Annotated in this window: 22 protein-coding genes; 16 read left to right on the top strand and 6 right to left on the bottom strand. The window is 48.9% G+C overall.

The window, feature by feature from the left end; genetic code table 11:
• The first annotated feature begins 47 nt into the window (after positions 1-47).
• From MKZ32_RS12015 to MKZ32_RS11985, 7 genes are all read left to right on the top strand, one after another.
• A complete protein-coding gene (locus tag MKZ32_RS12015) occupies positions 48-1,793 on the top strand; it encodes a nitrite/sulfite reductase (protein WP_239797486.1) in 1,746 nt (581 codons plus the stop codon).
• Between the two features lie 5 nt (positions 1,794-1,798).
• Positions 1,799-2,332 (top strand): DUF934 domain-containing protein, encoded by a 534-nt coding sequence (locus tag MKZ32_RS12010; protein WP_239797485.1) that lies wholly within the window; start codon positions 1,799-1,801, stop codon positions 2,330-2,332.
• Positions 2,325-3,029, top strand: a complete 705-nt coding sequence (locus MKZ32_RS12005; RefSeq protein ID WP_239797484.1) for a phosphoadenylyl-sulfate reductase — start codon at positions 2,325-2,327, stop codon at positions 3,027-3,029. The genes MKZ32_RS12010 and MKZ32_RS12005 overlap by 8 nt, the downstream gene beginning before the upstream one ends.
• A gap of 118 nt (positions 3,030-3,147) precedes the next feature.
• On the top strand, positions 3,148-4,053 hold the full coding sequence (cysD, locus tag MKZ32_RS12000) for a sulfate adenylyltransferase subunit CysD (protein ID WP_239797483.1): 906 nt from the start codon (positions 3,148-3,150) through the stop codon (positions 4,051-4,053).
• A gap of 2 nt (positions 4,054-4,055) precedes the next feature.
• Entirely contained in the window at positions 4,056-5,309 is a 1,254-nt protein-coding gene (cysN, locus tag MKZ32_RS11995) for a sulfate adenylyltransferase subunit CysN (protein ID WP_239797482.1), read from the top strand.
• 290 nt (positions 5,310-5,599) lie between these two features.
• Positions 5,600-6,538: a CobD/CbiB family protein gene (locus tag MKZ32_RS11990; protein WP_239797481.1), complete on the top strand. Its 939-nt coding sequence runs from the start codon at positions 5,600-5,602 to the stop codon at positions 6,536-6,538.
• A 95-nt stretch (positions 6,539-6,633) separates the two neighbouring features.
• Positions 6,634-7,674: an IS630 family transposase gene (locus MKZ32_RS11985; RefSeq protein WP_239797480.1), complete on the top strand. Its 1,041-nt coding sequence runs from the start codon at positions 6,634-6,636 to the stop codon at positions 7,672-7,674.
• Between the two features lie 57 nt (positions 7,675-7,731).
• Here MKZ32_RS11985 and rsgA read toward each other — a convergent pair whose 3' ends face one another.
• Genes rsgA through MKZ32_RS11965 form a run of 4 tightly spaced genes read right to left on the bottom strand, consistent with a single transcriptional unit; the run spans position 7,732 to position 10,506 of the window.
• Positions 7,732-8,604: a ribosome small subunit-dependent GTPase A gene (gene rsgA, locus MKZ32_RS11980; RefSeq protein WP_239797479.1), complete on the bottom strand. Its 873-nt coding sequence runs from the start codon at positions 8,602-8,604 to the stop codon at positions 7,732-7,734.
• Positions 8,601-8,939 (bottom strand): 4a-hydroxytetrahydrobiopterin dehydratase, encoded by a 339-nt coding sequence (locus MKZ32_RS11975; protein WP_239797478.1) that lies wholly within the window; start codon positions 8,937-8,939, stop codon positions 8,601-8,603. Before MKZ32_RS11975 ends, rsgA begins: the two co-directional genes overlap by 4 nt.
• Positions 8,940-8,944: 5 nt before the next feature.
• A complete protein-coding gene (locus tag MKZ32_RS11970; RefSeq protein ID WP_239797477.1) occupies positions 8,945-9,250 on the bottom strand; it encodes a c-type cytochrome in 306 nt (101 codons plus the stop codon).
• A 2-nt stretch (positions 9,251-9,252) separates the two neighbouring features.
• On the bottom strand, positions 9,253-10,506 hold the full coding sequence (locus MKZ32_RS11965) for a M48 family metallopeptidase (RefSeq protein ID WP_239797476.1): 1,254 nt from the start codon (positions 10,504-10,506) through the stop codon (positions 9,253-9,255).
• 170 nt (positions 10,507-10,676) lie between these two features.
• Here MKZ32_RS11965 and orn point away from each other — a divergent pair, with 170 nt between their 5' ends.
• Complete coding sequence (orn, locus tag MKZ32_RS11960) at positions 10,677-11,222, top strand: oligoribonuclease (protein ID WP_239797475.1); 546 nt, start codon at positions 10,677-10,679, stop codon at positions 11,220-11,222.
• A 56-nt stretch (positions 11,223-11,278) separates the two neighbouring features.
• Here orn and hemH read toward each other — a convergent pair whose 3' ends face one another.
• Entirely contained in the window at positions 11,279-12,370 is a 1,092-nt protein-coding gene (gene hemH, locus MKZ32_RS11955) for a ferrochelatase (RefSeq protein ID WP_239797474.1), read from the bottom strand.
• 105 nt (positions 12,371-12,475) lie between these two features.
• Positions 12,476-13,495, bottom strand: coding sequence for a heat-inducible transcriptional repressor HrcA (gene hrcA / locus MKZ32_RS11950; RefSeq protein WP_239798146.1), 1,020 nt, complete (start codon positions 13,493-13,495; stop codon positions 12,476-12,478).
• 700 nt (positions 13,496-14,195) lie between these two features.
• Between hrcA and MKZ32_RS11945 the strand changes: the two genes are divergently transcribed.
• From MKZ32_RS11945 to carB, 8 genes are all read left to right on the top strand, one after another.
• Entirely contained in the window at positions 14,196-15,680 is a 1,485-nt protein-coding gene (locus tag MKZ32_RS11945) for a formylglycine-generating enzyme family protein (protein ID WP_239797473.1), read from the top strand.
• A 339-nt stretch (positions 15,681-16,019) separates the two neighbouring features.
• Entirely contained in the window at positions 16,020-16,892 is an 873-nt protein-coding gene (locus tag MKZ32_RS11940; protein WP_239797472.1) for an NAD kinase, read from the top strand.
• The gene (gene recN, locus MKZ32_RS11935) at positions 16,892-18,565 is read left to right on the top strand and encodes a DNA repair protein RecN (RefSeq protein WP_239797471.1); all 1,674 of its coding nucleotides are present in this window, start codon (positions 16,892-16,894) and stop codon (positions 18,563-18,565) included. Before MKZ32_RS11940 ends, recN begins: the two co-directional genes overlap by 1 nt.
• Positions 18,566-18,671: 106 nt before the next feature.
• A complete protein-coding gene (locus tag MKZ32_RS11930; RefSeq protein WP_239797470.1) occupies positions 18,672-18,998 on the top strand; it encodes an outer membrane protein assembly factor BamE in 327 nt (108 codons plus the stop codon).
• A 26-nt stretch (positions 18,999-19,024) separates the two neighbouring features.
• Positions 19,025-19,831 (top strand): 4-hydroxy-tetrahydrodipicolinate reductase, encoded by an 807-nt coding sequence (dapB, locus tag MKZ32_RS11925; RefSeq protein WP_239797469.1) that lies wholly within the window; start codon positions 19,025-19,027, stop codon positions 19,829-19,831.
• 93 nt (positions 19,832-19,924) lie between these two features.
• Complete coding sequence (locus MKZ32_RS11920; protein WP_239797468.1) at positions 19,925-20,530, top strand: DUF4202 domain-containing protein; 606 nt, start codon at positions 19,925-19,927, stop codon at positions 20,528-20,530.
• A gap of 367 nt (positions 20,531-20,897) precedes the next feature.
• Complete coding sequence (gene carA, locus MKZ32_RS11915; protein ID WP_239797467.1) at positions 20,898-22,025, top strand: glutamine-hydrolyzing carbamoyl-phosphate synthase small subunit; 1,128 nt, start codon at positions 20,898-20,900, stop codon at positions 22,023-22,025.
• Between the two features lies 1 nt (position 22,026).
• Complete coding sequence (gene carB, locus MKZ32_RS11910) at positions 22,027-25,248, top strand: carbamoyl-phosphate synthase large subunit (protein WP_239797466.1); 3,222 nt, start codon at positions 22,027-22,029, stop codon at positions 25,246-25,248.
• Positions 25,249-25,254 lie beyond the last annotated feature (6 nt).

Below are 25,254 nucleotides of genomic sequence, written 5' to 3'. Positions count from 1 at the left end.
ACTTAACTTGGCTTTATAATGCGCCGTTAATGTAAGGAAATTAAAAAATGTATAAATATGATGTTTATGACCATCAAATTGTTGATGAGCGCGTTGCTCAGTATCGCGACCAGGTGCGCCGCCGTTTGTCAGATGAACTGACAGAAGATGAGTTTCGTCCGCTGCGATTGCAGAACGGACTTTATATGCAAATTCATGCTTATATGCTGCGTATCGCTGTACCATATGGTTTGGTGTCCTCTGCGCAGATGCGCATGTTTGCGCACATCGCGCGTAAATACGACCGTGGCTATGGTCACTTTACGACCCGTCAAAATCTCCAGTTCAATTGGATCAAGCTGGAAGAGACACCGGATTTATTGGCTGATCTTGCCACAGTTGAAATGCACGGGATACAAACCTCCGGCAACTGCATTCGCAACATCACGTCCGATGAATATGCGGGCGTTGCAGCGGATGAGATTATTGATCCGCGTCCATACGCCGAAATTCTGCGCCAGTGGAGCACTTTCCATCCAGAATTCGCCTACTTGCCGCGCAAATTCAAGATTGCGATAAATGGTGCAACCGAAGACCGCGCCGCGATCGCAGTGCATGACATTGGGCTGTCTGTGCTCAAGAATGAGCAAGGGGAAATTGGTTTCCGCGTGCTGGTAGGTGGCGGTACGGCACGCACCCCTATTATCGGTAGCGAAATATGCGACTTTTTGCCGTGGCAGCATGTGTTGACGTACATTGAATCCATCATGCGTGTCTACAACCAATATGGCCGCCGCGACAATATGTACAAGTCTCGCATCAAGATACTGGTTAAAGCCCTCGGGATTGAAGAGTTTAGACGCCAGGTCGAAGCGGATTGGGCTGATATCAAAAACGGCCCGGGTACGTTAACTGTTGAAGAACTGAACCGTGTCGCGGCCTACTTTACAGAGCCCGCTTATGAAACATTACCGGCAAATGATCCGGGTGTGGCGTCATACAAGACCGAGAACAAAGCTTTTGCGAACTGGTTGCAGCGCAACGTGAAGCCCCACAAAATTGCGGGCTATGCAGTTGTGGTGCTGTCACTTAAGAAAACGGGCATAGCACCGGGAGATGCGAGTGCGGAGCAAATGGATGTCGTGGCAGATATGGCAGATCGTTTTAGCTTCGGCGAACTGCGAGTTACGCATAAGCAGAATTTGGTGCTGGCCGACGTTAAACAATCTGACCTTGTCAGCCTTTGGAAAGAAGCAGCAGAGCATGGCATGGCATCGCCGAACATTGGTTTACTGACTGATATCATCTGCTGCCCTGGTGCAGATTTCTGCACCCTGGCATTTGCCAGATCGATCCCGCTTGCAAAAATGATTGCAGAGCGCTTCGATAACCTTGATTTCCTACATGATATTGGTGAGATCGAGCTCAATATGTCAGGTTGTGTCAATGCGTGCGGGCATAATCATGTTGGACATATTGGCGTTATCGGCGTCGACAAGAAGGATGGGGGTGAGTGGTACCAAGTGTCGGTTGGTGGTGCACAGGGTAACGATGCTGCAATCGGTAAAATAATTGGCCCATCTTTTAACTTTCAACAAATGCCTGAGGTGATTGATAGGCTGCTGCAAGTTTATGTGCGTGAGCGCTTTGAAGAAGAACTTTTCATTGACACAGTACGCAGGATAGGCATGACACCCTTTAAAGAATATGTGTACGCAACACCGATTGATGCAGAAGATGCTGTTGATAAGAATGCTTATGGGTTTATACAGAAGCCTGATAATTATACCGTTCAACGTAAATCGAGGTTTTAACGATCATGATTATTAAAAACAAAGCCGTTGTCAGCGATGATTGGACCATCCTCCGCCTGAGTGAAAATGAAACGCCAGAATTAGTCACCGTTCCTGCCGGAAAAATCATTGTTCCACTTAAAGTGTGGCAGGCGCAACGGGCCACGCTGCAAAATCGCGCTGAACTGGGTGTTTGGCTGGCCAGTAATGAGAGGCCGGAAGAATTGAAAGGCGAGGTGGAAAAGTTTGACGTCATCGCTGTTGATTTTCCTAAATTTGCGGATGGCCGTGGTTATTCGATTGCTTACAATCTACGCGCCCGTCTCGGCTACGTTGGCGAATTGCGCGCTATTGGTGATGTGTTGCGTGACCAGATGTTCTACATGCAACGCGTCGGCTTTAATGCTTTTGCGCCGCGCCCGGACAAGAACATTCATGATGCGCTAAAGGGTTTAACGGATTTTTCAGAAACCTATCAAACTTCGCTGGATCAAAAATTACCACTGTTCCGTCGTGTAAAACGTGATGCAATTGCAACAGCAGGTTCAATAAATGAGTGAGTTGCAACCAAAAATTGATCAAGTACGCACTATATTGGCCAATGCTGCGCGTGACTACGCGCCAGTTATTTTTGCTAATAGTCTGGGAGCGGAAGACATGGTGCTGACCGATTTGATCAATAAATATCAGCCCGACATCGAAATGTTTAGCTTGGACACCGGGCGTCTGCCGCAAGAAACATATGACCTGATGCAGGAGGTTCGTGCGTATTACAGCGTGCCGCTGCAAATTTTTTTCCCAGATGCTCGGCGGATCGAAGAGTACGTCGCCCAAAATGGGGTGAACGGCTTTTATGACAGCGTAGAGCTGCGTAAGAGCTGCTGCCATATCCGCAAGGTGGAGCCCCTGCGTCGTGCTTTATCGGGCAAACGCGCCTGGATCACAGGTATGCGTCATGAGCAGGCGCTCACGCGGGGTGTTTTGCAGGTATCGGCGTTCGATGTCGATAACGGCTTACAGAAATTCAATCCGCTGCTCGACTGGAGTAACGCTGAAGTGTGGGAATATCTCAAGCAGTATGAGGTGCCATATAACAAACTGCATGATCGTTTTTATCCCAGCATTGGTTGCGCACCCTGTACGCGTGCAATCACACCAGGTGAGGATATCCGCTCCGGGCGCTGGTGGTGGGAGGATACGCAAAATAAGGAGTGCGGTTTGCATGTGAACAAAATTACTCCGATTAAGCAGGTATAGTCTGTTCTGGCTTTCGGTAGATATCTGAAAAGGCGTACCTTAATTCACCTGCGGCGCATTATTTGTTGAACCATAGATTCAGTTATCTTGAATTTATATTTTTTGAAGTTGAGAAAAAATGAGTAATCAACCTTTTACCCATCTGGATGTGCTGGAAAGTGAATCTATCCACATCATGCGAGAGGTGGCGGCGGAATGCAAAAATCCTGCGCTGTTATTCTCCGGTGGCAAGGACTCCATCGTCATGTTGCGCCTGGCAGAAAAGGCTTTCCGCCCGGCGCGCTTTCCGTTCCCGTTGGTGCACATTGATACCGAGCATAACTTTCCAGAAGTGATCGCTTGTCGCGACAAACTGGCATCTGATTTGGGCGAGCGGCTAATCGTACGTTCGCTGGATGGCTCGATCAAGAAGGGAACGATTGTGCTGAAAAATGCAGATCAGGGACGCAATGCCTTCCAGTCTGTGACCTTACTGGAAACGATTGCCGAGTTTGGTTTCGATGCTTGTATTGGCGGTGCGCGCCGGGACGAGGAGAAGGCACGAGCCAAGGAGCGCATCTTTTCTTTTCGCGACGAGTTCGGTCAGTGGGATCCGAAGAATCAGCGCCCCGAGTTGTGGGATACATACAACACGCGGGTGCATGCCGGTGAAAATATTCGCGTGTTTCCGATCAGTAACTGGACGGAAATGGATATTTGGGAATATATCTCACGCGAGAAGCTATATATCCCAGACATCTATTACGCGCATGAACGCGAAGTGATTCGCCGTGACAATGGTATTTTGCCCGTGTCACATTTGGTGCAGCCGAGGTCAGGCGAAACGGTGGAAAAAATGATGGTGCGTTTCCGTACGGTGGGCGATATGACTTGTACCTGTCCGGTAGAGTCGCATGCACGCAACGCGCAGGAAATTATTGAAGAAACAGCAATCACACGCATTACCGAGCGTGGTGCGACACGTATGGATGATCAGACCTCAGAGGCATCAATGGAACTGCGCAAAAAAGAAGGTTACTTTTAATTATGAGCAATACCACACAACTACTTCGTTTTATCACTGCCGGCAGCGTTGACGACGGCAAGAGTACGTTAATTGGCCGCTTGTTACATGATTCCAAGTCTATTTTTGAAGACCAACTTTCTGCCATTACTAAAACCAGTGAGCGGCGGGGCGGCATGGGTGCAGTGGATTTATCACTACTCACCGATGGCTTGCAGGCGGAGCGCGAGCAGGGAATTACCATTGACGTAGCTTATCGTTATTTTGCTACGCCCAAGCGCAAATTTATCATCGGCGATACGCCTGGGCATGAGCAGTACACGCGCAACATGGTTACTGCAGCCAGCACAGCGAACCTTACGGTCATATTGATTGATGCACGCAAGGGCGTACTGACACAAACACGCCGCCATACTTTTATCGCCAGCCTGGTGGGTGTGCCGCATATTGTGCTGGCCGTCAACAAAATGGATATGGTAAATTATTCGGAAGAAACGTTCGACGCGATTTGCGCAGAGTATCGTGCATTTGCCGCGCAATTGGGCGTGCATGAGATGACCTGCATTCCAATGTCGGCATTGAATGGCGACATGGTGGTGGAGCGCGGCGAAAATTTAAATTGGTATCAAGGCAGCCCATTGCTGGAATTGCTGGAAAATGTGGTGATTGACCATGACATCAACACTACCGATTTCCGCTACCCAGTGCAATGGGTGTGCCGTCCGCAGACGCAGGAATATCACGATTTCCGCGGTTACATGGGACGTATTGAGTCAGGTGTTATCGCGGCGGGCGATGAAATTACTATCCTGCCTTCCGGCCGCACCACCAAGGTAAAGGAGATCGTCACCTACGACGGCAACTTGCAACGTGCTTGCGCGCCACAGTCGGTCACGCTAACCCTGACGGATGAGATCGATATCTCGCGCGGCGATATGTTTGTGAAGTCAGTCACTATGCCGCAAATTGCCAAGGAATTTGAGGCCATGCTGTGCTGGCTGTCTGAATCGCCGCTTGATCTGAATCGCAAATACATTATCAAGCACACCACGCGTGTGGTGAAGTGTGTGTTCGTGCGCCTTGAATATCGTGTGGATGTTAATACACTGGAACATCACAGCAGCGCCACGCTCAATATGAATGATATTGCTCGCGTGGCGATGAAGGTGCAACAGCCGCTGGTATTCGACAGCTATATTAAAAACCGCTTTACGGGCAGCTTTATCGTCATTGATGAGGCGACGAATAATACTGTTGCGGCGGGAATGATTATTTAACCTGCAAATTTTAAAATTCGCGTGCGAGTTGGTGCTGTGGCAGTAGTAGGAAAATATTGCGTAGCAATAACTCGCAAAAACTGGCCATTCCGGCGAAGCTCACTTGTTTGATCTGCAATAATAGAAATAGCAGTGTAGATGCATACATCCGACTGAACAAAATGTTTCATGGCAAATAAATGACAGCAAATGTGTGTGTCATATAATGAAGCGGTTGGGTTAATGGTGTGTCGCATAATCATGTGTGTGGTATCTTGCGGGCTAACTTAGCCTATGCACCTTAAGATGCCATGAGCCTGTTTTCACTAATCGCCGCCCTGTTGCTGGAACAATTACATCCGCTTGCTTCGCGCAAATACTTGTTTGTTTGGCTGACACGCTATGTCAATTTTTTTCAGCATCACTTAAATACGGGTGAGCATAAGCATGGCAAGATTGCTTGGCTACTTGCGGTGCTACTACCCTTATGCGGGACAGCTGCGCTGTATTGGTTATCGTACCTTATCCATCCGGTGTTCGCTTGGGCATTCAGTGTGCTGGTACTGTATCTCACCATGGGCTTCCGTCAGTTCAGTCATTACTACACTGAAATTCATCAAGCGCTCCGTGACAACGATTTGGACAAAGCGCGCAACATCCTTTCCACATGGCGTGGAATATCATGTCATGAATTGAATTACGAGGAAGTTGCGCGTGTCACAATCGAAGAAGGGCTGCTGGCCTCGCACCGTCGTGTGTTCGGTATAATAGTGTGGTTTGTGATTACAATGCTGCTGGGGCTGGGGCCAGTTGGCGCAATCCTGTATCGTATGTCGCAATTCATTTATACGCGTTGGGATAATCAGAGTGATGCCGAACTCAGCGAATTCGGCGTGTTCGCACGACAAGCCTATCATTGGATAGAATGGCTACCGCTGCGCCTTACCACCACGATCTTTGCTATTGTTGGCGATTTTGAAGACACGGTGTATTGCTGGCGTACACAGGCGCAAAACTGGCCTGATCCTGAAGCTGGCATTGTGCTGGCAAGTGGTGCGGGAGCGATTGGTGTACGGCTTGGATTGCCCATTTCACAGGGCGGTTTGCCGCTGGATCGTCCCGAATTGGGAATTGGAGATGAGGCTGACGTGGACTTCATGCAAAGCACTGTAGGTCTGGTGTGGCGCGCGCTGGTATTCTGGATTGTGTTGTTGTTACTGCTAGGGTTGGCAACGTTAGTGAGGATCTGACGTATCCGTAATATTAGCTCCTTATTTAATGAGGCTATTATAGACCCGGCACGATTTATAAATGAATTTTTATTGGTTTTCGATGTCTATGGAGTATGGAAAAAGAAGATGCCCGCAAGCAGTCGCGAGAAGTACTGCATGAACGACGCAAGCAAGTCATACGTATGCACCGCAAAGGCATGGCGGTGATGGAGATCGTGGTGCAAACGGGACTGAGCTGGACGGCAGTCAATACGGCGCTGCGGTTGTATAAGGCTGAAGGTTCGGGGGCACTCAAGCCCGGCGTTCGGGGTAAAAAACCTGGCAGTGGACGTCGCTTGACGATTAGCCAAGAGCTGGCGATTCAACAAACCATCTGCGACAGACGCCCCGAACAACTCAAGATGGATTTTGCGCTATGGAGCAGGCCCGCTGTGCGCCAGCACATTGAGCTGGCGCACAGTATCAAGCTGTCTATTCGGGCAGTAGGCAACTACTTGGCACGTTGGGGTTTTACACCACAAAAACCCATTAAAAAAGCATACGAGCAGCGGCCTGAAGCCGTCCAGGCTTGGCTTGATGAACAATATCCGGCCATTGAAGCCAGAGCAAAAACAGAAGGTGCGGAAATTCACTGGGGCGACGAGACGGCGCTAGTCAACACGGATGTCAGAGGCAGGAGCTATGCGCCGGTGGGCAAGACACCTGTGACGTTCGCAGTAGGCGGCACGCGCCACAAGCTATCGATGATTGCGACGGTAACCAATCAGGGTAAAACGCGCTGGATGATTATTGATGAGGCATTTAACTCCGACAAGCTCATTGAATTTCTGGAGGCGCTCATCAAGGATACAGACCGCAAGGTGTTTCTGATACTGGACAACTTGAGAGTTCATCACAGCAAACCTGTAAAGGCTTGGGCTGCCGAGAACGCACAGAAAATCGAGTTGTTCTACTTGCCCAGCTACAGCCCTGAACTCAACCCCGAAGAAAGACTGAATGCAGATCTCAAGCACGTCATCACTTCAAAGGTGCCAGTGCGCACCAAGGCAAAACTCAGAGCTGCTGCGACTGATCACATGACCATGCTTGAGCAAAACCCCGAACGCGTGCGCCGTTATTTCGGCGACCCAAAAGTCGCCTACGCGGCTTCATGAATAATTCGTGCCGGATCAATAGTAAGTCATCAATCACTGCCTTTTCAAGGATGCAGGTCAGCACTTGCTCTGGCTAATCTCCTGGAACAGCTTTAGTCTTCGTGTATCGATCTTTCCTTCTTGTTCTGTTTTTTTCAGTGCGCAGTCCGGTTCATGTGTATGACGACAGTTATGGAAGCGACACTGACCACGGTAGGCTGCGAATTCCACAAAGCCCGCTTCGATGGCACCAAAATCCAGGTGGTGTAGCCCGAATGCTTGCACACCAGGGCAGTCTATCAAATGGCTTTCCGTATTTAAGTGATAGAGACGTGCGTGGGTGGTGGTGTGTTTTCCTGAATTCAGTGCGGTGGAAATTTCACGTGTGGCTGCTTGTGCATCCGGTAGTAATTTATTGATGAGGGTGGATTTACCCATGCCGGATTGCCCTACCAGTATACTGGTGTGGCCTTGTAAAAGGGGACATAGAGGGGCCGCGTTCTCTTTGGCAGACAGTTCCAGCACACGGTAGCCGATGGCGCGGTAGGCTTTTAGTTGGGCACGCGCAGTCGTTGCTGCTTCCAGCAAGTCGCATTTATTCAGCACAATGAGGGTGGCAAGTTGCTGGTCGTGTGCGGCGATGAGGCAGCGCGCCAGAAGTTCGTCGCTGAACGAAGGTTCGCTTGCCACGACCACAATAATTTGTGTAATGTTGGCGGCAATGAGTTTCTGGCGGTAGGCATCAGAACGGTACAGTAAAGTCTGGCGCGGCAGGATATGTTTGATCACCCCTTGCGCATCATTTATGCGCTGAATTTCTACAATATCACCACATGCCACTTCGCTTTTTTTGCCGTGTGTTAGACAGGGTAGCAATTCTCCATCAGACAGTTCAACCATATATTGGCGGCTGAAGGCGGCGATTACTTGCCCTTGGATAGGTAGGTTCAAACCTTAAGCAAGGCGTCCACCTTGGCGGCGCAGATGAAGTCATTCTCCGACAGGCCCTTAATGGCATGCGTAGAATATTCTACATGGCACTTGTTGTAGCTTACGCTCAGATCGGGATGATGATCTTCGCGGTGCGAAAGCCATGCCACTGCATTTACGAAGGCCATGGTCTGATAATAGTTTTTGAACTCGAAAATTTTACCGATAGTGTGATCGCGCTGCACCCAGCCATCCAGCTGCTTTATCAGAACGTTAATTTCATCTTGAGATAACGGCTGTACACCGCCTTCGCAAGGTTTACATTGTTTGTTTGCCAAATCACAGAGGGTTGTCATAGCGTTCACTTGAATTTATAGAAATGCTTGTTGAGATAGGCGGCGAGGTCTAGTTTTTCCTGTGTGGAAAAATTAGCACCCACATTACTGGCGCATACATTAATTTGAGCCGTTAACTGCTGCGGGTCCGTCACTTTGCGGTTGGGACGCGTGAAGATGGCATTACCGTCACCGCCCATCTTGCCGTTGTGGCAGCTATTACATTTGTATTTGTCGAACAATTTTTTACCGGTTTCTGGTTGGCCATCGGCAAAGGGGTCGGCTTGTGTTGTACTGCACAGTAACAAAAATATAATAAAAAATTTATTCATAATTAGGCTCTTTGTAAAGTTTGTAATCGAGCAATACGCATTAAAGCGGGTGGATGCGAGTCGTAAAACGTGGAGTACAGCGGATCTGGCGTAAGGGTTGCAGCATTGTCTTGGTACATCTTTACCAGCGCGCTGGCGAGGTTATGTGCATTGGTTTGTTGCGCGGCATAGGCATCTGCCTCGAATTCATGTTTGCGCGAGTAGTAGCTCATAAGCGGATGCAGTAAAAAGCTGAAGACTGGCAATATCATGAAGAACAGTAATAGCGCCAGCGCGGTGGATGGGGTAGTAACACCGAGTCCGACGTAGAACCAGTTTGCTTCCATCAATTGTGCGAGCAGCCATAAGAATCCCAAGCTTAAAGCAAAGGTGAAAACGATACGTTTCAGCACATGGTGACGTTTAAAATGTCCCAGCTCATGCGCTAGTACCGCCTCAATTTCTGTTGGCACGAGGCGTTCCAGCAGGGTGTCGAAAAACACAATTCGTTTGGTTTTGCCGAAGCCCGTGAAATAGGCGTTTCCATGTGAGGTACGCTTGGAGCCATCCATTACGAACAGCCCCTGTGCGGTGAATCCGCATTTTTGTAATAGTGCCTTAATACGTGTTTTGAGCGTCTCATCTTGCAGCGGGGTGAACTTGTTGAACAGCGGTGCGATGAAAGAGGGATAGATGAATAGTAGTAGCAGATTGAACGTTACCCACACCCCCCAAACATACAGCCACCAGCTTGCGCCCATGCGTTCCATCAGCCACAATACTCCGAATAATAATGGTAAGCCGAATAGGGCGCCGAGCAACAAGCTTTTCGCGGCATCGGCCAGATACATTGCCAGCGTCATTTTATTGAAGCCGTAGCGCGCCTCAATGACAAATGTGCGGTACAAGCTGAACGGCATTTCCAACAGGGATGAAAGTATCAGCACCGTTAGGATGACCGCCAGGCCTTGTATGAGTGAATTGGTAACGGTGGTCAACCATAAGTCGGCGATCCACTGCACCCCACCACCGAGGGTGAATACGAATAGCAGCAGAGCATTGAATGGAGTACTCAGCATAGTCAATCGCGTTTTGTCGCTTGTGTAGTCTGCCGCTTTTTGGTGTGCTGAGAGGTCTATCTGCTCGCGAAAATTCGATGGCACTTCGGCGCGATGCGTTTGGATGTGGGTAAGATGACGTCGTGCCAGCCACATTTGGGCGATCGTAGTTAATAACAGTGCGCCAATAAATAACGCGGAAAATTGGAATGAATTCATGTGTTCTGATATTTATATAAAATATATACTGTAAGTAATTGATGTTATTTGGTTGTTTTTTTATAGCAGAGCCTTGGCTATTATTTACTAATTAAAAATAATTGGCGTGTTGTGTTGATATGGCACAATACCTATTCGACAGTAATCTCAATAAACATACGCAGTCAATTATGGCACAAAATCAAAACTACCTCATTTGGATAGATATGGAGATGACCGGTCTAGTTCCGGAAACTGATCGCATTATTGAAGTTGCGCTGGTTATTACTGATGGCGATCTGAATACTATTGTTGAAGCACCGGTTTTGGTAGTGCACCAAGCAGATATCGTATTGGACGGTATGGATAGCTGGAATAAAGCCACCCATGGCAAATCTGGTCTTATCGACAAGGTGAAAGCATCTACGCTGGACGACGCAGTAGTGGAAGCTCAGATGCTGGAGTTCCTCAAGGAACATGTGCCCGCCCGCACATCACCGATGTGCGGCAATTCTATCTGCCAAGACCGTCGCTTTCTTGCACGCTGGATGCCGCAATTGGAAAGCTATTTCCACTATCGTAACTTGGATGTAAGTACTCTTAAGGAACTTGCTAAACGTTGGAAGCCAGAAGTGGCTCAGGGAATAAAGAAACACGGTAAGCATGAAGCGCTGGCCGATATTTACGAATCTATCAATGAGATGAAGTATTACCGCGATAATTTTATCCGGATATAAAGGCATTTCGTGCCGCTGGATGGTACTCATATAGCAATGCACATTAGTTTTACAAGTTAACTCTTAGCGCCCATGGACAGAGCCCTTAAGCGGCTCTGTTCCAGTTGTGCCGCTTGCGGCTTATCCAGCCAGCCGTGTAGGTTATCCAAGACCAAATCTGCTAAGGCGTGTATCCAGCCTGGCCGTTCATTGAGGCAAGGAATGTAGTGATATTCGCCACCGCCTGCATGCCTAAAGTCTTCTTTACCTTCCATTGCAATCTCTTCCAGCGTTTCCAAACAGTCTGCTACGAAGCCAGGGCAGATTACATCAACGCGTTTAGTTTTTTTCATACCTAATTTTTTAAGTATGGTAGTGGTATAAGGTTGAAGCCATTCGGAGCGGCCGAAGCGCGACTGGAAGCAAACAGTGTATTGTTCTGCATTCAGTTGCAGTGCCTCAGCTATCAGACGTCCGCTCGTTTGGCATTCACAGTGATAAGGATCTCCCTTCTCCAGCGTGTAGCGCGGTAAACCGTGAAAGCTCATCACCAGCTGATCCGGACGACCATGCAGTGTCCAATAATCGCGAATGTTTTGCACAGTGGCTGCAATGTAGCCAGGGTTGTCGTAGAAGTGCTTAATAGTGCGTAGCGCGGGCATATTGCGCTGTTTGGTGAGTTCGTTAAAAATGACATCCCATGCGGTGCCGGTTGCACTGGCGGCATATTGTGGATACATCGGAACAAGCAGGATGCGCTGACAGTTTTGCGCCTTGAGTTTAGCTAGCACGCTGGGAATGGAGGGATTGCCATAGCGCATGGCGTAGTCCACCACCAGTGGCATGCCATGGGTGCGTTCCCCCAGATAGCCTTGTAGCAGACTGGTTTGACGTTCAGTATGTACTTTCAGGGGTGAGCCTTCGGCCATCCAAATGCTGGCATATTTGGCGGCAGATTTCTTGGGTCTAGTGTTAAGAATAATACCGTTCAAAATAAACCACCAAACTAGTTTTGGAATTTCCACTACGCGCGGGTCGCCCAGGAATTCACGCAAGTAAGGTTTGACTGCTTGGGCAGTGGGAGCATCCGGCGTGCCAAGGTTAAGCAATAACACGGCACATTTTTCAGGTGTGCCGTGGGTATAGGTGGGTTCGGTTGAGTAAGGCATAAAGTTGTATCCAAGAAATTTTCTACTGAGAAAAGCTAAACAGAATACCGATTAAAAAGTTTGGACTGGTCTTTCCTGTGCCTTTAATGTTGATATTTGTTTTTGCTAATGGTGCGACAGCGCATTGCTGAGCAGCTTGGAGGTGATGTCTACAATCGGGACGACTTTTTCGTAATTCATGCGCTTGGGACCGACCACCGCCAGCGTACCAATTATCTGACCGTCAGAGGTGTAAGGTGCACTAACTACACTGCATTCATCCAATCCGGGCAATCCGGATTCGTTACCTACAAAAATATGCACACCGGGAGCATGGCGGCTTACATCAAGTAACTGCAGCAGCTCGGTTTTCTGTTCGAATACGTTGAACAGCCCGCGCAGCTGTTGCATGTTTGAAGAAAGATCGTTTATATATAAAAGGTTGCGCTCGCCACTGATAACGTAATCTTCATTTTTTCGTGCAATGACCGCATCACCTGCCACCATCGCCGCGCTCATCAGTGCGGTCAGGTCGTGTTGCAATTGATGTAACTCGGACTGCACGCGTTGGTGGATATCCTGGAACGGGCAGTCAGCATAGTGCTGGCTTAAAAAATTGCCGGCTTCAGTGAGCTGCGATTGAGTATAGTCCTTGTGTGTCAGTAATACGCGGTTCTCCACCTCATCATTTGGCATTACGATAATTAGCAGAACTCTCTTTTTGGATAGGCGTAAAAATTCGACATGACTCACAGTGATGGCGGTGCGTCTTGGCGTGGCGACCACGCCCGCAAAATGGGTGAGCTCAGACAACAAATTGGACGCCTGCATTAGCAAGCGCGAAGGATTGTCCGGTTGCAATTGATGTTCGAGTTGTTGCACACGTGCGCTGTCTAGCGGTTGCACCACCATCAATGTGTCGATAAACAAACGATAGCCCCGTGCTGTCGGCACGCGCCCAGCGGAAGTGTGCGGACTGCTCACCAGCCCCATTTCTTCGAGGTCAGCCATTACATTACGAATAGTAGCTGAGCTGACTTCCAAACCGGAAAACTGCAGCAGCGCGCGCGAACCTACCGGCTGACCATTGTTAATATAGCGATCCACCAATGTCTTAAGCAAAATTTGTGCGCGGTTGTTAAGAATTGTTGACATTAAAGTTGATCTGGAAGTAGTGGCGTCGTTTTTCGATAAGGGTTTGCTGTGTTCGGAGTTGGTCGATAATTGAGGTCGGTTTCGAATATCAGCAGTTTAACATTGGCGGATTCAAGCTTCGTCATATGCCGTGCACAAATATTTCTACTATTTCATAAAAACATGAATGCGTCAGACTGAGGGTTCACAAGTTATCGTTAAATATCGATTATATCGAATTGGTAAGCTGGAAGTTATTGTAATGTTGTTCTGTACTTGATATCTCCATATATCTCCATATAATTTAATTTTAATATTCATAATCAAATGTTTTACGCTTCAATGGTCTGTAGTCCCAAGTCTTGAAAGTCAAGTCATTAGGAAAATTTATTTGTTTAACAGAGGAACTACAAACGAAACCACAAGCCGAACTTATTGTTCGAGAGTCTGGTTATGGATATAGATTGCTATAGGCGGTTGTTTTCAAAAAAATCCAATACCCCCCCAAAATTATCCCGCAGGTTATTAACTATTTTTCAATGGGTGGTTCTGACAATAATGAACTTGCCCGTGGTACATTACGCGCCATTCTGCATCAAGCCAGTCTCAGCGACGACGAGTTTAACGCATTATGCTGCCCATAAATAATGGCGGTAAAGATTTTAAGATGAATAAAATTTCCACCTCAATCATTTTTTTAAACGGAGAAACCATGAAATCAGTTTATATTTCAACCCTACTAATCGTAACCCTAGCGGCATTCGCTAACGTCTATGCGGCTGACTCTACGCTGAGTGTAGCCTGTAAAGGTGATGACGTGGGCGCTGATGTATTGGTTAATGGCAAATTCAAGGGTGAATGCCCTGTGGATGTGCTGGTACCAGAAGGCACATTAAAGTTGAAGGTGCAAAAGAAAGTTGATGCTTCCAATGCACGTATATTCGAGCAAGAAATTCGCGTGGGCGATAACGTGATTAAAACGATTGAAGTGTTATTGGGTGCGCCGCAGAATAACATCGAAGACAAGCGTCAGGCGTCAGCACCGTTGAGCCTGGAGCAGGTTGAGGCGAAGAAGGGATCGTTGTTAAGTGTCACCTGTAAAATTGATGATATGGACGCTGAAGTGTTCGTTGACGATAAGCTCAAGGGCGTATGTCCTCTGGACGTGCAGGTGCCTGAAGGCACGTTGAAGTTGCGGGTGCAAAAGAAAGTTGATGCTTTTAATGATCGCACATTTGAACAAGAACTCCGTGTGGGAGACGGTGCGATTAAAAAGGTCGAGGTTCAATTGGGCGCGGCGCAACTCAACGCTGCAGGTAAAAAGCGCGAGTCTGAGCCGGTTGAGGTTAAAAAGGGAACGTTCAAAGATTGTCCAGGCTGCCCAGAAATGATAGTCATCTCTGCAGGAAGTTTTGACATGGGTTCGCCGGATGATGAGGTCGGGCATGGCGTTGATGAAGGTCCTGTTCATCGGGTCACCCTATCGTCTTTTGCCTTGGGTAAAACTGAAGTTACTCGAGGTCAATATGCAGCATTTGTGGGCGAGACAAAACATGATGCGGGAACATGTTGGGCAGTCAACGAAAGCGGTTGGGTTGAAGAACGTGTTGGCCGTAATTCGGGTGACTTTGGCTTTCGTAAAGACCTTATGGGCGACAGCGAGTTTGATAACCGACCGGTTTCCTGTGTCAATTGGTTTGATGCTCAACTCTACGCCCAATGGTTATCAAAGAAAACTGGAAAGAACTACCGTCTGCCGACTGAAGCGGAATGGGAATATGCCGCTCGCGCTGGCACGACAACCGCTTTTTACTGGGGCAATGATGTCGGGCGTAACAATGCTAACTGTAGTGATTGCGGCAACAAGTGGGATGGATCTGCCACGCCATGGGAAGGGGCACAGTCTGCCCCCGTAGGCAGCTTCCAGCCCAATGCTTTTGGTCTATACGACATGTTAGGCAATGTGTGGGAATGGACGGAGGATACTTATCATAATAATTATAAAGGGGCGCCAACGAATGGAAGTGCTTGGGTGCAAAAAACATCTGGAAATGATAGGTCTGTAGGACGTGTTATTCGTGGCGGCTCTTGGAAATTCAGTTCGAAGTTTATGCGCTCCGCATATCGTATGGGGAACGAGGAGATAAAACGTTATGAATACAAGGTTGGGTTTCGTCTTGCCAGAACGCTTCCATAAAGTGGGGGGTAATTTATATTTATTAAATTTTATCTAGTCTCATTTTTTTGTTTGCTTATATAAAGGGGGTAGTTGAATTATTTATCTCAAGCCAGCGTCTGGTTAGTTACCGAGTACCTTGAATAATATTCAGATTAGTAATGCCGTGTTTCTCTAATTCGGCCGTGATGTTTGAGCTTGTGCTTTGAAATTAATTTATTGTTATGGTTTAATTTCATCCATGGTTTCTATTTGATAAATTTATGCTCTAAATGAGAATTGAACTTTATCAATTCCAAATTCGAAGAGGATGCCGAAGGGGATATTGCAAAAAAAATTTAGAGAGCCACAATTTATGCTATGAAACTCCCTTTTAAAACTGTTGCTCTGATCGGAAAATACAAGACGCCGGAAATTACCGGGCCGTTGCTGCGGTTGGCTGCATTTCTTTCCGAGCAAGATGTTTCTGTAGTGGTGGATAGTCTCACGGCCGAGCACCTAAAACAGCACGACTATAGAGTTATGGCTCTGGACACGATGGGGGATGAGGTAGATCTGGCTATCGTGCTGGGCGGCGATGGAACCATGTTGAACATTGCGCGTACCTTGGCCCCCCTCGGTATTCCGTTAGTGGGAGTGAATCAGGGGCGATTAGGTTTTCTTACTGACATTTCGCTTGATACCATGCAGCAAACCATAGCCGCTATGCTGGGCGGTAATTTCGTCACTGAGCAGCGTATGTTGTTGGCTACCTGTATTTTGCGCGATGGTATTGAGGTATTTAGTTCGCTAGCGTTCAACGAAGTGGTGTTACACCGCGGCAATATCAGCAGCATGATTGAATTCGAAGTGCGCATCGATGATGAGTATCTATATCTTCAACGTGCAGATGGTTTGATTGTGGCGACCCCTACTGGCTCTACAGCATATGCGTTATCCGCTGGCGGCCCTATCTTGCATCCTTCACTCGACCTTATCGCTCTGGTTCCTGTCTGTCCGCATACCTTGAGCAATCGTCCCATCGTTGTTAAAAGCGAATCGCTGCTGGAAATTCTGCCGCACCGTATTTCTGATGCGCGCGTGCATTTTGATAGCCACGCCTATTTTGACTTGCAGGAAAATGACAAAGTGCTGGTGAGACGTCATCCAAAGCCGGCTTGTCTATTGCATCCAGTAGGACATAGCTATTACCGTACATTGCGTGAAAAATTGCTTTGGAATAAAACATTGTAATGTTGAAGTTTCTTAGTATCCGCGATTTTGTCATCGTTGATTTCCTTGAGCTCGATTTTTCCTCCGGCTTCACCGCGCTCACTGGCGAGACGGGTGCGGGTAAATCCATTTTGATTGACGCATTGTCGCTGGCGTTGGGCGAGCGTGGCGATGCGGGCATGGTGCGTAGCGGTTGTGAGCGCGCCGAGATCAGTACGGAATTCGATATAGCCGACTTGCCCGATTTGCAATCCTGGTTGCGCGAGCAAGAGTTGGTAGGTGATGCGAATGTATGCTTGCTGCGTAGGGTGCTGGATGTCAACGGACGGTCGCGTGGTTTCATTAATGGGCGTAGCGCCACGTTGCAACAGATGCGCGATGCGGGTGAGTATCTGCTCGATATCCACGGTCAGCATGCACATCAATCCTTGTTGCGTCCCGATGCTCAGCGCGACCTGTTGGATGGCTATGCCGGTTTGATAAGCGAGGTGGGAGAGTTGGCGGGATTATTCCGTGCGTGGCAAACGTTGCTTCGCCACCATACAAAACTGGAGCAAACAGCTGAAGAAGTGGCTAGCGAGCGTGAATTACTGTTGTTCCAGCGGCACGAGCTGGAAATGCTGAACTTCACAGTACAGGCGTGGATGGAATTACAGAGCGAATATGCGCGCCTGTCGCACGCCGCTGACTTGTTGGAAACCGCACAGTTTGGCGTGGAAATATTAAGTGAGGCCGATACTGCCTGTCTTGCGCAATTGAATGCGCTTACTGTCCGTTTACGCGTCGGCATTGAATTCGACGGATCTTTGCAGGACACGCTTAATATTGTGGAAAGTGCCCAAAACGATTTGCAGGAAGCCGTGTATGCGTTACGTCATTATCCACAGCAAGTGGACGTTGACCCGCAAAAATTACGCGAGCAGGAACAGCGCATGGCTGCGGTGGTGGATGCGTCGCGCAAATACCGGGTATTGCCGGAGCAATTGCCCGGAGCCTTGCAGTGTATTGTCGCGCGGTTAGATGATCTGGGCAGCGATGCTGACCTTGCCGCATTGGCGCAGCAAGAGGCTGCCGCGCGTGAGCAGTATCTGTTTGCTGCGAAAAAAGTGGGTGCGGTGCGCAAGAAAGCAGCTGAAAAATTATCGCGTGAAATTACTTCTGCAATGCAGACTTTGGCCATGCAGGGCGGCAACTTCGCTGTGGCACTGAAACCACTTGCCGAAGGAAATGCACAGGGGCTGGAAGCACTCGAATTTCAGGTGGCGATCAATCCCGGTTCGCCGTTGCGCAGCTTGGCAAAAGTTGCCTCTGGTGGCGAATTATCGCGGATTAGTCTGGCAATACAGGTGGCCGCCAGTCAGGCAGCCACCGTGCCCACGTTGATCTTTGACGAAGTGGATAGTGGCATAGGAGGGCGTGTGGCGGAGATCGTTGGTGCTTTGCTTAAGCGCGTAGGACAGCGACATCAAGTAATGTGCGTAACGCATTTGCCGCAGGTGGCAGCGATGGCGGATGCCCAATGGCAAGTGAGCAAGTCCAGCCGAAACGGTGCTACTGTGAGTACTATATCTATCCTCAATCGGGCGGAACGTATCGAGGAAATTGCGCGTATGTTGGGCGGAGTAAGAATTACTGATACCACGCGCAAACATGCGGCTGAAATGCTTGAGGCAGGACTCGATCTGTCGTTCTGATGCAGCTTTGATGTATCATGTTGAAGTTCCATTATCCATGGCTTTTACTATGCGCATTAAGTTGATTGTTGTTTCTGCGTTGCTCGTTTCGTGCAGTGGAATAACTATGCCTAAGCTACCCTCGTTCACTGCTCACAAGATGGAAATTAATCAAGGCAATATGGTTACTCCTGAGATGCGTCATAAGCTCAAGTTGGGTATGACGCGATTGCAGGTGCAGGCTATCCTGGGCACGCCATTGGTCAATGATGCCTTTCATGCTAGCCGTTGGGATTATGTCTATCGGCTCGAAAAAAAGGGTAAGTTGCTTGAAAAGCAACGTATGACGCTATATTTTGAGGGGGACTCCCTAACTCGTATTGACGATGGCAATATGCCCGCGCTACCGGCGATGGTCGTGCCTGTATCGGCTGAACCGGCCGGCGAGAATTAGCCCTGGAAAATATTCAAGGAGTAGCGATGAATAAAATAAAAATCGCAATTGCCGGTTGTAGCGGGCGAATGGGCAAGGCTTTGCTAGAAGGCATACTACAGTCGGATGATCTGACATTACATGCGGCTTTGGAACATACTTCCAGTCCGCAGTTGGGGAAGAATGCAGGCGAGTTGGCTGGTAGCGCATGCGGCGTGAGGATTACCGATGATGTGGAGGATGCTCTGCAAGGCGCGAATGTGCTGATTGATTTTACTCGCCCGGAAGGGACGATGCATCACCTTGGAGTATGTATAAAGCTCGGCGTGCCGATGGTTATCGGCACCACCGGTCTTTCTGCGCAGCAAAAGGCGCAGTTGGGTGCGGCAGCGCAGCATATCGGTATCGTGTTTGCTCCCAACATGAGCGTAGGCGTAAATCTTACCTTCAAGTTGCTGGAAATGGCGTCCAAAGTGTTAAGCCATGGCTATGATATTGAAATCATCGAAGCACATCACCGTCACAAAGTAGATGCACCCTCCGGAACCGCGCTGGGCATGGGAGAAGTAATTGCAAAAACGCTGGGGCGCGATCTTGCTAAATGCGCTGTATATGGTCGTGAAGGTGTTACAGGTGAACGCGATCCGTCCACCATTGGCTTCGCCACCGTGCGCGGTGGCGACATTGTGGGAGACCATACTGTACTATTTGCAGGCATCGGCGAACGTATCGAGATTACTCACAAGGCTAGTAGTCGCGCTACTTTTGCTCTTGGTGCGCTACGCGCCGCACGTTTTTTGCAAGTCAATGCGGCTGGGATGTATGACATGCAGGATGTGCTTGGGTTGAAGTAAGTGCTTAGGTAGTGCGCTTCTTCAACAGAGAATAATTAATATTTAGCACAATCATTTTGCTTAATATTGTGTTGAGATGCTAAAGATAGCAACATGATCGCTAATTTCCCCCGCTTTGAACAAGCGTTTGTCAAATTTGATGCCGCTAACGCTGCTGATCCTAATCAAGATGTTTTTGAGGGTTTGATTTATCCCAAAGAACTACTCTATTCTAAACGCATGACTGCCATGCTTAAGCATTTTGAGCCTGATGCATCTGAAATATTACAACTGGCAGCGCGTTGTCAGCATATCTGCCGCTGGAAAATCGCACGCGACAATTATCCGATGGATAAGGTAGGCTATAAATGTTGGCGCATGGAATTGTTTAAATTTCACGGTGAAATTACTGGTGGAATTATGCGCGAGGTAGGTTACAACGAGGAAATGATTGCTAATGTACAAGCGCTGTTGCGCAAAGAAAAGCTTAAAACCAACCCGGAAAGCCAGATATTGGAAGACGTCGTTGGCTTAGTGTTCCTTCAGTATTATCTGGTAGAGTTTGTTAATAAATATAGTTATTTTGAAGAAGAAAAACTGCTCAATATTCTCCGCAAAACTTGGAAAAAAATGTCCGAGAAAGGTCACATAACGGCATTGAAATGCAACTTTACTTCAGAACTGCGGGTAGTGATTAATAAAGCCCTGGCTGTGGCCTGATTATTTACCAGGTGACTGTGAATTCAGTTAAGCCGATAGATTAGGTTTCGCATTTGATACCCCCCTCGCTATGAGGTATAATTCAAAAAAATAATGGCGGGATGAACGATCGGTTCGTCCCGCTTCTTTATGTCATCTGAGCTGTTAGCCCGAATGTTTCATAAATTGGCGTGTACTCGCTTTGGTTTTTTGGTTGCCATGCAAGGTGTTGTTCTATCGGGTGTTTAGCCTGGTTCGTTCACAAAGCTGGCTAATCAAGTAAGTAAGGTTCGCTGGGATGGGGAAATTTCCCAACTCGTAAAATCTTGCGCGATCATCACGCGAATTTATGAAATGTTAAGACTAATAGCTACCTTGGAGAGATCTGGTGTCGCAAACGAACCCTGCCATTCTTGTGCTTGCCGATGGGACGGTGTTTCGTGGTACTGCCATTGGCGTTTCTGGCATGTGCGTGGGCGAGGTGGTGTTTAATACCTCGATGACCGGCTACCAGGAAATTCTTACTGACCCATCTTACTTTAAACAAATTGTCACTCTGACTTATCCTCACATCGGCAATGTGGGCATGAATGTTGAGGACGAAGAATCGCGCCAAGTGTTTGCCAGCGGACTGGTGATCCGTGATTTGTCCTTGACGGTGAGCAACTGGCGCAGCACCCAATCGCTGTCTGATTACCTTAAAGCCAATAAAATAGTGGCAATTTCCGATATTGACACCCGTAAGTTAACGCGCATTCTGCGCGAAAAGGGTGCTCAGAACGGCTGCATTGCCACCGGTATAGATGAGGGGGCGGCGCTACATGCGGCGCGCGACTTTGTGGGGCTAGGTGGAATGGATCTGGCGCAGCATGCCTCTTGTGAAAAGTATTACGATTGGACGCAACGAGAGTGGGATTTGAAGGACGGTTACCGCAATAATGAGCGCTCCGAGTTCCATGTGGTGGCATATGACTTTGGCACTAAGCACAATATTCTGCGCAAGCTGGCCGAACGCGGCTGCAAGATCACAGTTGTGCCCGCTAAGACCAGTGCCGAAGATGTATTGGCGCTCAAACCGGACGGAGTGTTACTGCCAAATGGCCCGGGGGATCCTGAGCCGTGCAATTATGCTATTGCGGCAACGCAGCAATTTTTACGTGTGGGTGTGCCGTTGTTCGGCATTTGTCTGGGACATCAGATTCTTAGCTTGGCAGTGGGAGCTAAGACGGTGAAAATGAAACTCGGTCATCGAGGCGCAAACCATCCGGTTCAGGACCTGCAGAGTAAACATGTGATGATTACCAGTCAGAACCACGGTTTTGCAGTGGATGCGACGACCTTGCCGGCGAATGCACGTGTGACACATGTGTCGCTGTTCGATGGCACGTTACAGGGCTTCGAGTTGACCGATAAGCCTGCGTTCTGTTTCCAAGGTCATCCTGAAGCCAGCCCCGGCCCACATGATGTGGATTATTTGTTTGATCGCTTCGTGGCGCTGATGCGCAAGAGTTCCTGATATGCCTAAACGTACTGACATAAAATCTATCCTGATCATCGGAGCGGGTCCCATCATCATCGGACAGGCGTGTGAATTTGATTATTCCGGTGTACAGGCGTGTAAGGCGTTACGTGAAGAAGGTTATCGCGTGATTTTGGTGAATTCGAATCCGGCCACCATCATGACCGATCCAAACATGGCGGATGCTACCTATATTGAGCCGATCACTTGGCGGATAGTGGAAAAAATCATTGCCAAGGAAAGGCCGGAAGCGATCTTGCCTACTATGGGTGGACAGACCGCGTTGAATTGCGCGCTAGATTTGGCTAAATACGGTGTGCTGGAAAAGTACGGTGTGGAAATGATAGGCGCATCGCGCGAGGCCATCGACATGGCGGAAGACCGCGAAAAATTTAAGCAGGCGATGACGCGTATTGGCTTGGCCTCGGCGCGCTCGGCGATTGCGCATAGTATGGAAGAGGCGTTGCAGGTGCAGCAGGTGATGGGCTTTCCTACAGTTATCCGTCCATCCTTTACCATGGGTGGCTCGGGCGGCGGTATTGCTTATAATCGTGAAGAGTTCGTAGAGATTTGTGAGCGCGGTCTGGAGGCTAGCCCCACTAAGGAATTATTGATTGAAGAGTCACTGCTTGGTTGGAAAGAGTTCGAAATGGAAGTGGTGCGTGACCGCGCCGATAACTGCATAATTGTCTGCTCGATTGAAAATTTAGATCCGATGGGTGTGCACACTGGCGACTCCATCACTGTGGCACCAGCGCAGACGCTGACCGACAAGGAATACCAGATCATGCGCAATGCGAGCATTGCGGTGTTACGTGAAATTGGCGTGGATACGGGCGGCTCTAACGTACAGTTTGCCATTAATCCTGAAAATGGGCATATGGTGGTCATTGAGATGAATCCGCGCGTATCGCGTTCTTCGGCGCTGGCATCCAAGGCCACTGGATTTCCAATTGCCAAAGTGGCGGCGAAGCTGGCGGTAGGATACACGCTGGATGAGTTGAAGAATGAAATTACGGGCGGGGCAACTCCAGCTTCATTTGAGCCGACAATAGATTACGTTGTGACCAAGATTCCACGTTTCGCTTTTGAGAAATTCACGCAGGCCAATGACCGTTTAACGACACAGATGAAATCAGTGGGCGAAGTGATGGCAATTGGTCGCACTTTTCAGGAATCGTTTCAGAAGGCGCTACGTGGGCTGGAAGTGGGGGTGGATGGACTAGACGGAAAAACAACCGATCATGAGTTGATTGCCGCTGAATTGGGCGCACCAGGGCCGGACCGCATCTGGTATGTGGGAGATGCTTTCCGCATGGGCATGACACTGGAAGAGGTGTTCGGCTTAAGCAAAATTGACCCTTGGTTCCTGGTGCAGATCGAAGACCTGATCAAGCGCGAAATTGCGCTGGTGGGCCGTACGCTGGGTAGTCTGGATATGGGGGAATTGCGTGGATTAAAACGCAAGGGGTTTTCGGATAAACGTTTGGCCAAGTTGCTGGGAAGTGATGCAGCTGCTGTGCGTGCTTGCCGCCGTGCGCTGGGCATCCGTCCGGTGTTCAAGCGGGTGGACACTTGTGCTGCTGAATTCGCTACCGATACTGCCTATATGTATTCTACCTATGAAGAGGAATGTGAAGCACAGCCTACAACCAGAAAAAAAATTATGGTGCTGGGTGGTGGGCCTAATCGTATTGGTCAAGGAATCGAGTTCGATTATTGCTGTGTGCATGCCGCGCTGGCGTTGCGTGAGGATGGCTATGAGACCATCATGGTTAATTGTAATCCAGAGACTGTGTCTACTGATTATGATACGTCCGATCGTCTGTATTTCGAACCGCTGACGTTGGAAGATGTGCTGGAAATTGTGGCTGTGGAAAAGCCGGCTGGTGTGATCGTGCAGTTTGGGGGCCAGACGCCGTTGAAGCTGGCGCGTGGCTTAGAGAAAAACGGTGTGCCCATTATAGGCACCACGCCAGACATGATCGACTGTGCGGAAGACCGTGCGCGTTTCCGTGTGATGTTGCAGCAATTGGACTTAAAACAACCGCCTAATCGGACGGTCAGCACGTCGGAACAGGCGGTGCTGGCAGCGCAAGAGATTGGCTACCCGCTGGTGATGCGGCCCAGCAATGTATTGGGTGGGCGTGCCATGGAGATTGTTCATTCTCAGCCTGATTTGGAACGTTATATGCGCGAGGCAGTGGAGAGCGCCAATATTTTTCCAGAACGCATGCCGATTTTGCTCGACCGCTTTCTTAATGATGCGATTGAGGTAGATGTGGATGCGGTAAGTGACGGTACAGATGTGCTGGTCGGCGGCATTATGGAGCACATTGAAGAGGCGGGGGTACATTCTGGTGACTCGGCCTGTTCCTTACCACCTTTTAGTTTGTCGCCACAGCTCCAGGATGAGTTGCGCCGCCAGACCAAGGCGATGGCCAGAGCGCTGAATGTAGTCGGCCTGATGAATGTACAGTATGCCATTCAGGGTGAATCTGTATTTGTACTTGAAGTAAATCCGCGCGCCTCACGTACCGTGCCCTTCGTGTCCAAAGCTACTGGAATTCCGCTGGCCAAGGTGGCTGCACGTTGTATGGTTGGTAAAACTTTGGCGCAGCAGGGCGTGACTAAAGAAGTTATTCCATCATATTATTCGGTCAAGGAGGCGGTGTTTCCATTTATTAAATTCCCCGGTGTGGATATCATTCTTGGCCCGGAAATGAAATCCACGGGGGAGGTAATGGGTGTGGGCGACACCTTTGCGGAAGCTTTTGTTAAATCGCAATTGGCGGCGGGAGTGAAATTACCCTCCACCGGCAAGGTGTTTATCAGTGTGCGTGGTGCGGATAAATTGGGTGCCGTGGAAATTGCCAAGAGCCTGCGCGATATGGGCTTTGCTGTGTTGGCCACGCGTGGTACCGCTACGGTATTAGCGGCCGCGGGTGTTGCTGTAGCTGTGGCGAACAAGGTGGCAGAAGGTCGTCCGCACATCGTGGATATGATCAAGAACGGCGAAATCAGCCTGATTATTAACACCGTGGATAGTAAGCGTAGCGCGATGCAAGATTCTTATTCTATCCGTCATGCCGCATTGCAAAAACGGGTGACTTATTACACAACTCTGGCAGGTGCGCGCGCAGCTTGTTTGGGCATGCAGCACATCGCTGAATTACATGTGTATGACTTGCAGACGCAGCATCAGCGTCTGATCCATTAAGAACAT

Origin of the sequence: Candidatus Nitrotoga arctica, from assembly GCF_918378365.1 — a bacterium.
In the GTDB taxonomy this organism is placed as follows: domain Bacteria; phylum Pseudomonadota; class Gammaproteobacteria; order Burkholderiales; family Gallionellaceae; genus Nitrotoga; species Nitrotoga arctica.
This window is presented reverse-complemented; position numbering and strand designations above follow the sequence as displayed.

Bases quoted from the DNA above. Each gene is read 5' to 3' on its own strand.
- carB (WP_239797466.1), top strand. From the start codon at position 22,027: ATGCCTAAACGTACTGACATAAAATCTATCCTGATCATCGGAGCGGGT.
- MKZ32_RS11985 (WP_239797480.1), top strand. From the start codon at position 6,634: ATGGAAAAAGAAGATGCCCGCAAGCAGTCGCGAGAAGTACTGCATGAA.
- MKZ32_RS11965 (WP_239797476.1), bottom strand. From the start codon at position 10,506: ATGAATTCATTCCAATTTTCCGCGTTATTTATTGGCGCACTGTTATTA.
- MKZ32_RS11970 (WP_239797477.1), bottom strand. From the start codon at position 9,250: ATGAATAAATTTTTTATTATATTTTTGTTACTGTGCAGTACAACACAA.
- recN (WP_239797471.1), top strand. From the start codon at position 16,892: ATGTTGAAGTTTCTTAGTATCCGCGATTTTGTCATCGTTGATTTCCTT.
- cysN (WP_239797482.1), top strand. From the start codon at position 4,056: ATGAGCAATACCACACAACTACTTCGTTTTATCACTGCCGGCAGCGTT.
- MKZ32_RS11940 (WP_239797472.1), top strand. From the start codon at position 16,020: ATGAAACTCCCTTTTAAAACTGTTGCTCTGATCGGAAAATACAAGACG.
- MKZ32_RS12005 (WP_239797484.1), top strand. From the start codon at position 2,325: ATGAGTGAGTTGCAACCAAAAATTGATCAAGTACGCACTATATTGGCC.
- MKZ32_RS12010 (WP_239797485.1), top strand. From the start codon at position 1,799: ATGATTATTAAAAACAAAGCCGTTGTCAGCGATGATTGGACCATCCTC.
- MKZ32_RS11945 (WP_239797473.1), top strand. From the start codon at position 14,196: ATGAAATCAGTTTATATTTCAACCCTACTAATCGTAACCCTAGCGGCA.
- cysD (WP_239797483.1), top strand. From the start codon at position 3,148: ATGAGTAATCAACCTTTTACCCATCTGGATGTGCTGGAAAGTGAATCT.
- dapB (WP_239797469.1), top strand. From the start codon at position 19,025: ATGAATAAAATAAAAATCGCAATTGCCGGTTGTAGCGGGCGAATGGGC.
- MKZ32_RS11975 (WP_239797478.1), bottom strand. From the start codon at position 8,939: ATGACAACCCTCTGTGATTTGGCAAACAAACAATGTAAACCTTGCGAA.
- MKZ32_RS11920 (WP_239797468.1), top strand. From the start codon at position 19,925: ATGATCGCTAATTTCCCCCGCTTTGAACAAGCGTTTGTCAAATTTGAT.
- hemH (WP_239797474.1), bottom strand. From the start codon at position 12,370: ATGCCTTACTCAACCGAACCCACCTATACCCACGGCACACCTGAAAAA.
- MKZ32_RS11990 (WP_239797481.1), top strand. From the start codon at position 5,600: ATGAGCCTGTTTTCACTAATCGCCGCCCTGTTGCTGGAACAATTACAT.
- MKZ32_RS11930 (WP_239797470.1), top strand. From the start codon at position 18,672: ATGCCTAAGCTACCCTCGTTCACTGCTCACAAGATGGAAATTAATCAA.
- orn (WP_239797475.1), top strand. From the start codon at position 10,677: ATGGCACAAAATCAAAACTACCTCATTTGGATAGATATGGAGATGACC.
- MKZ32_RS12015 (WP_239797486.1), top strand. From the start codon at position 48: ATGTATAAATATGATGTTTATGACCATCAAATTGTTGATGAGCGCGTT.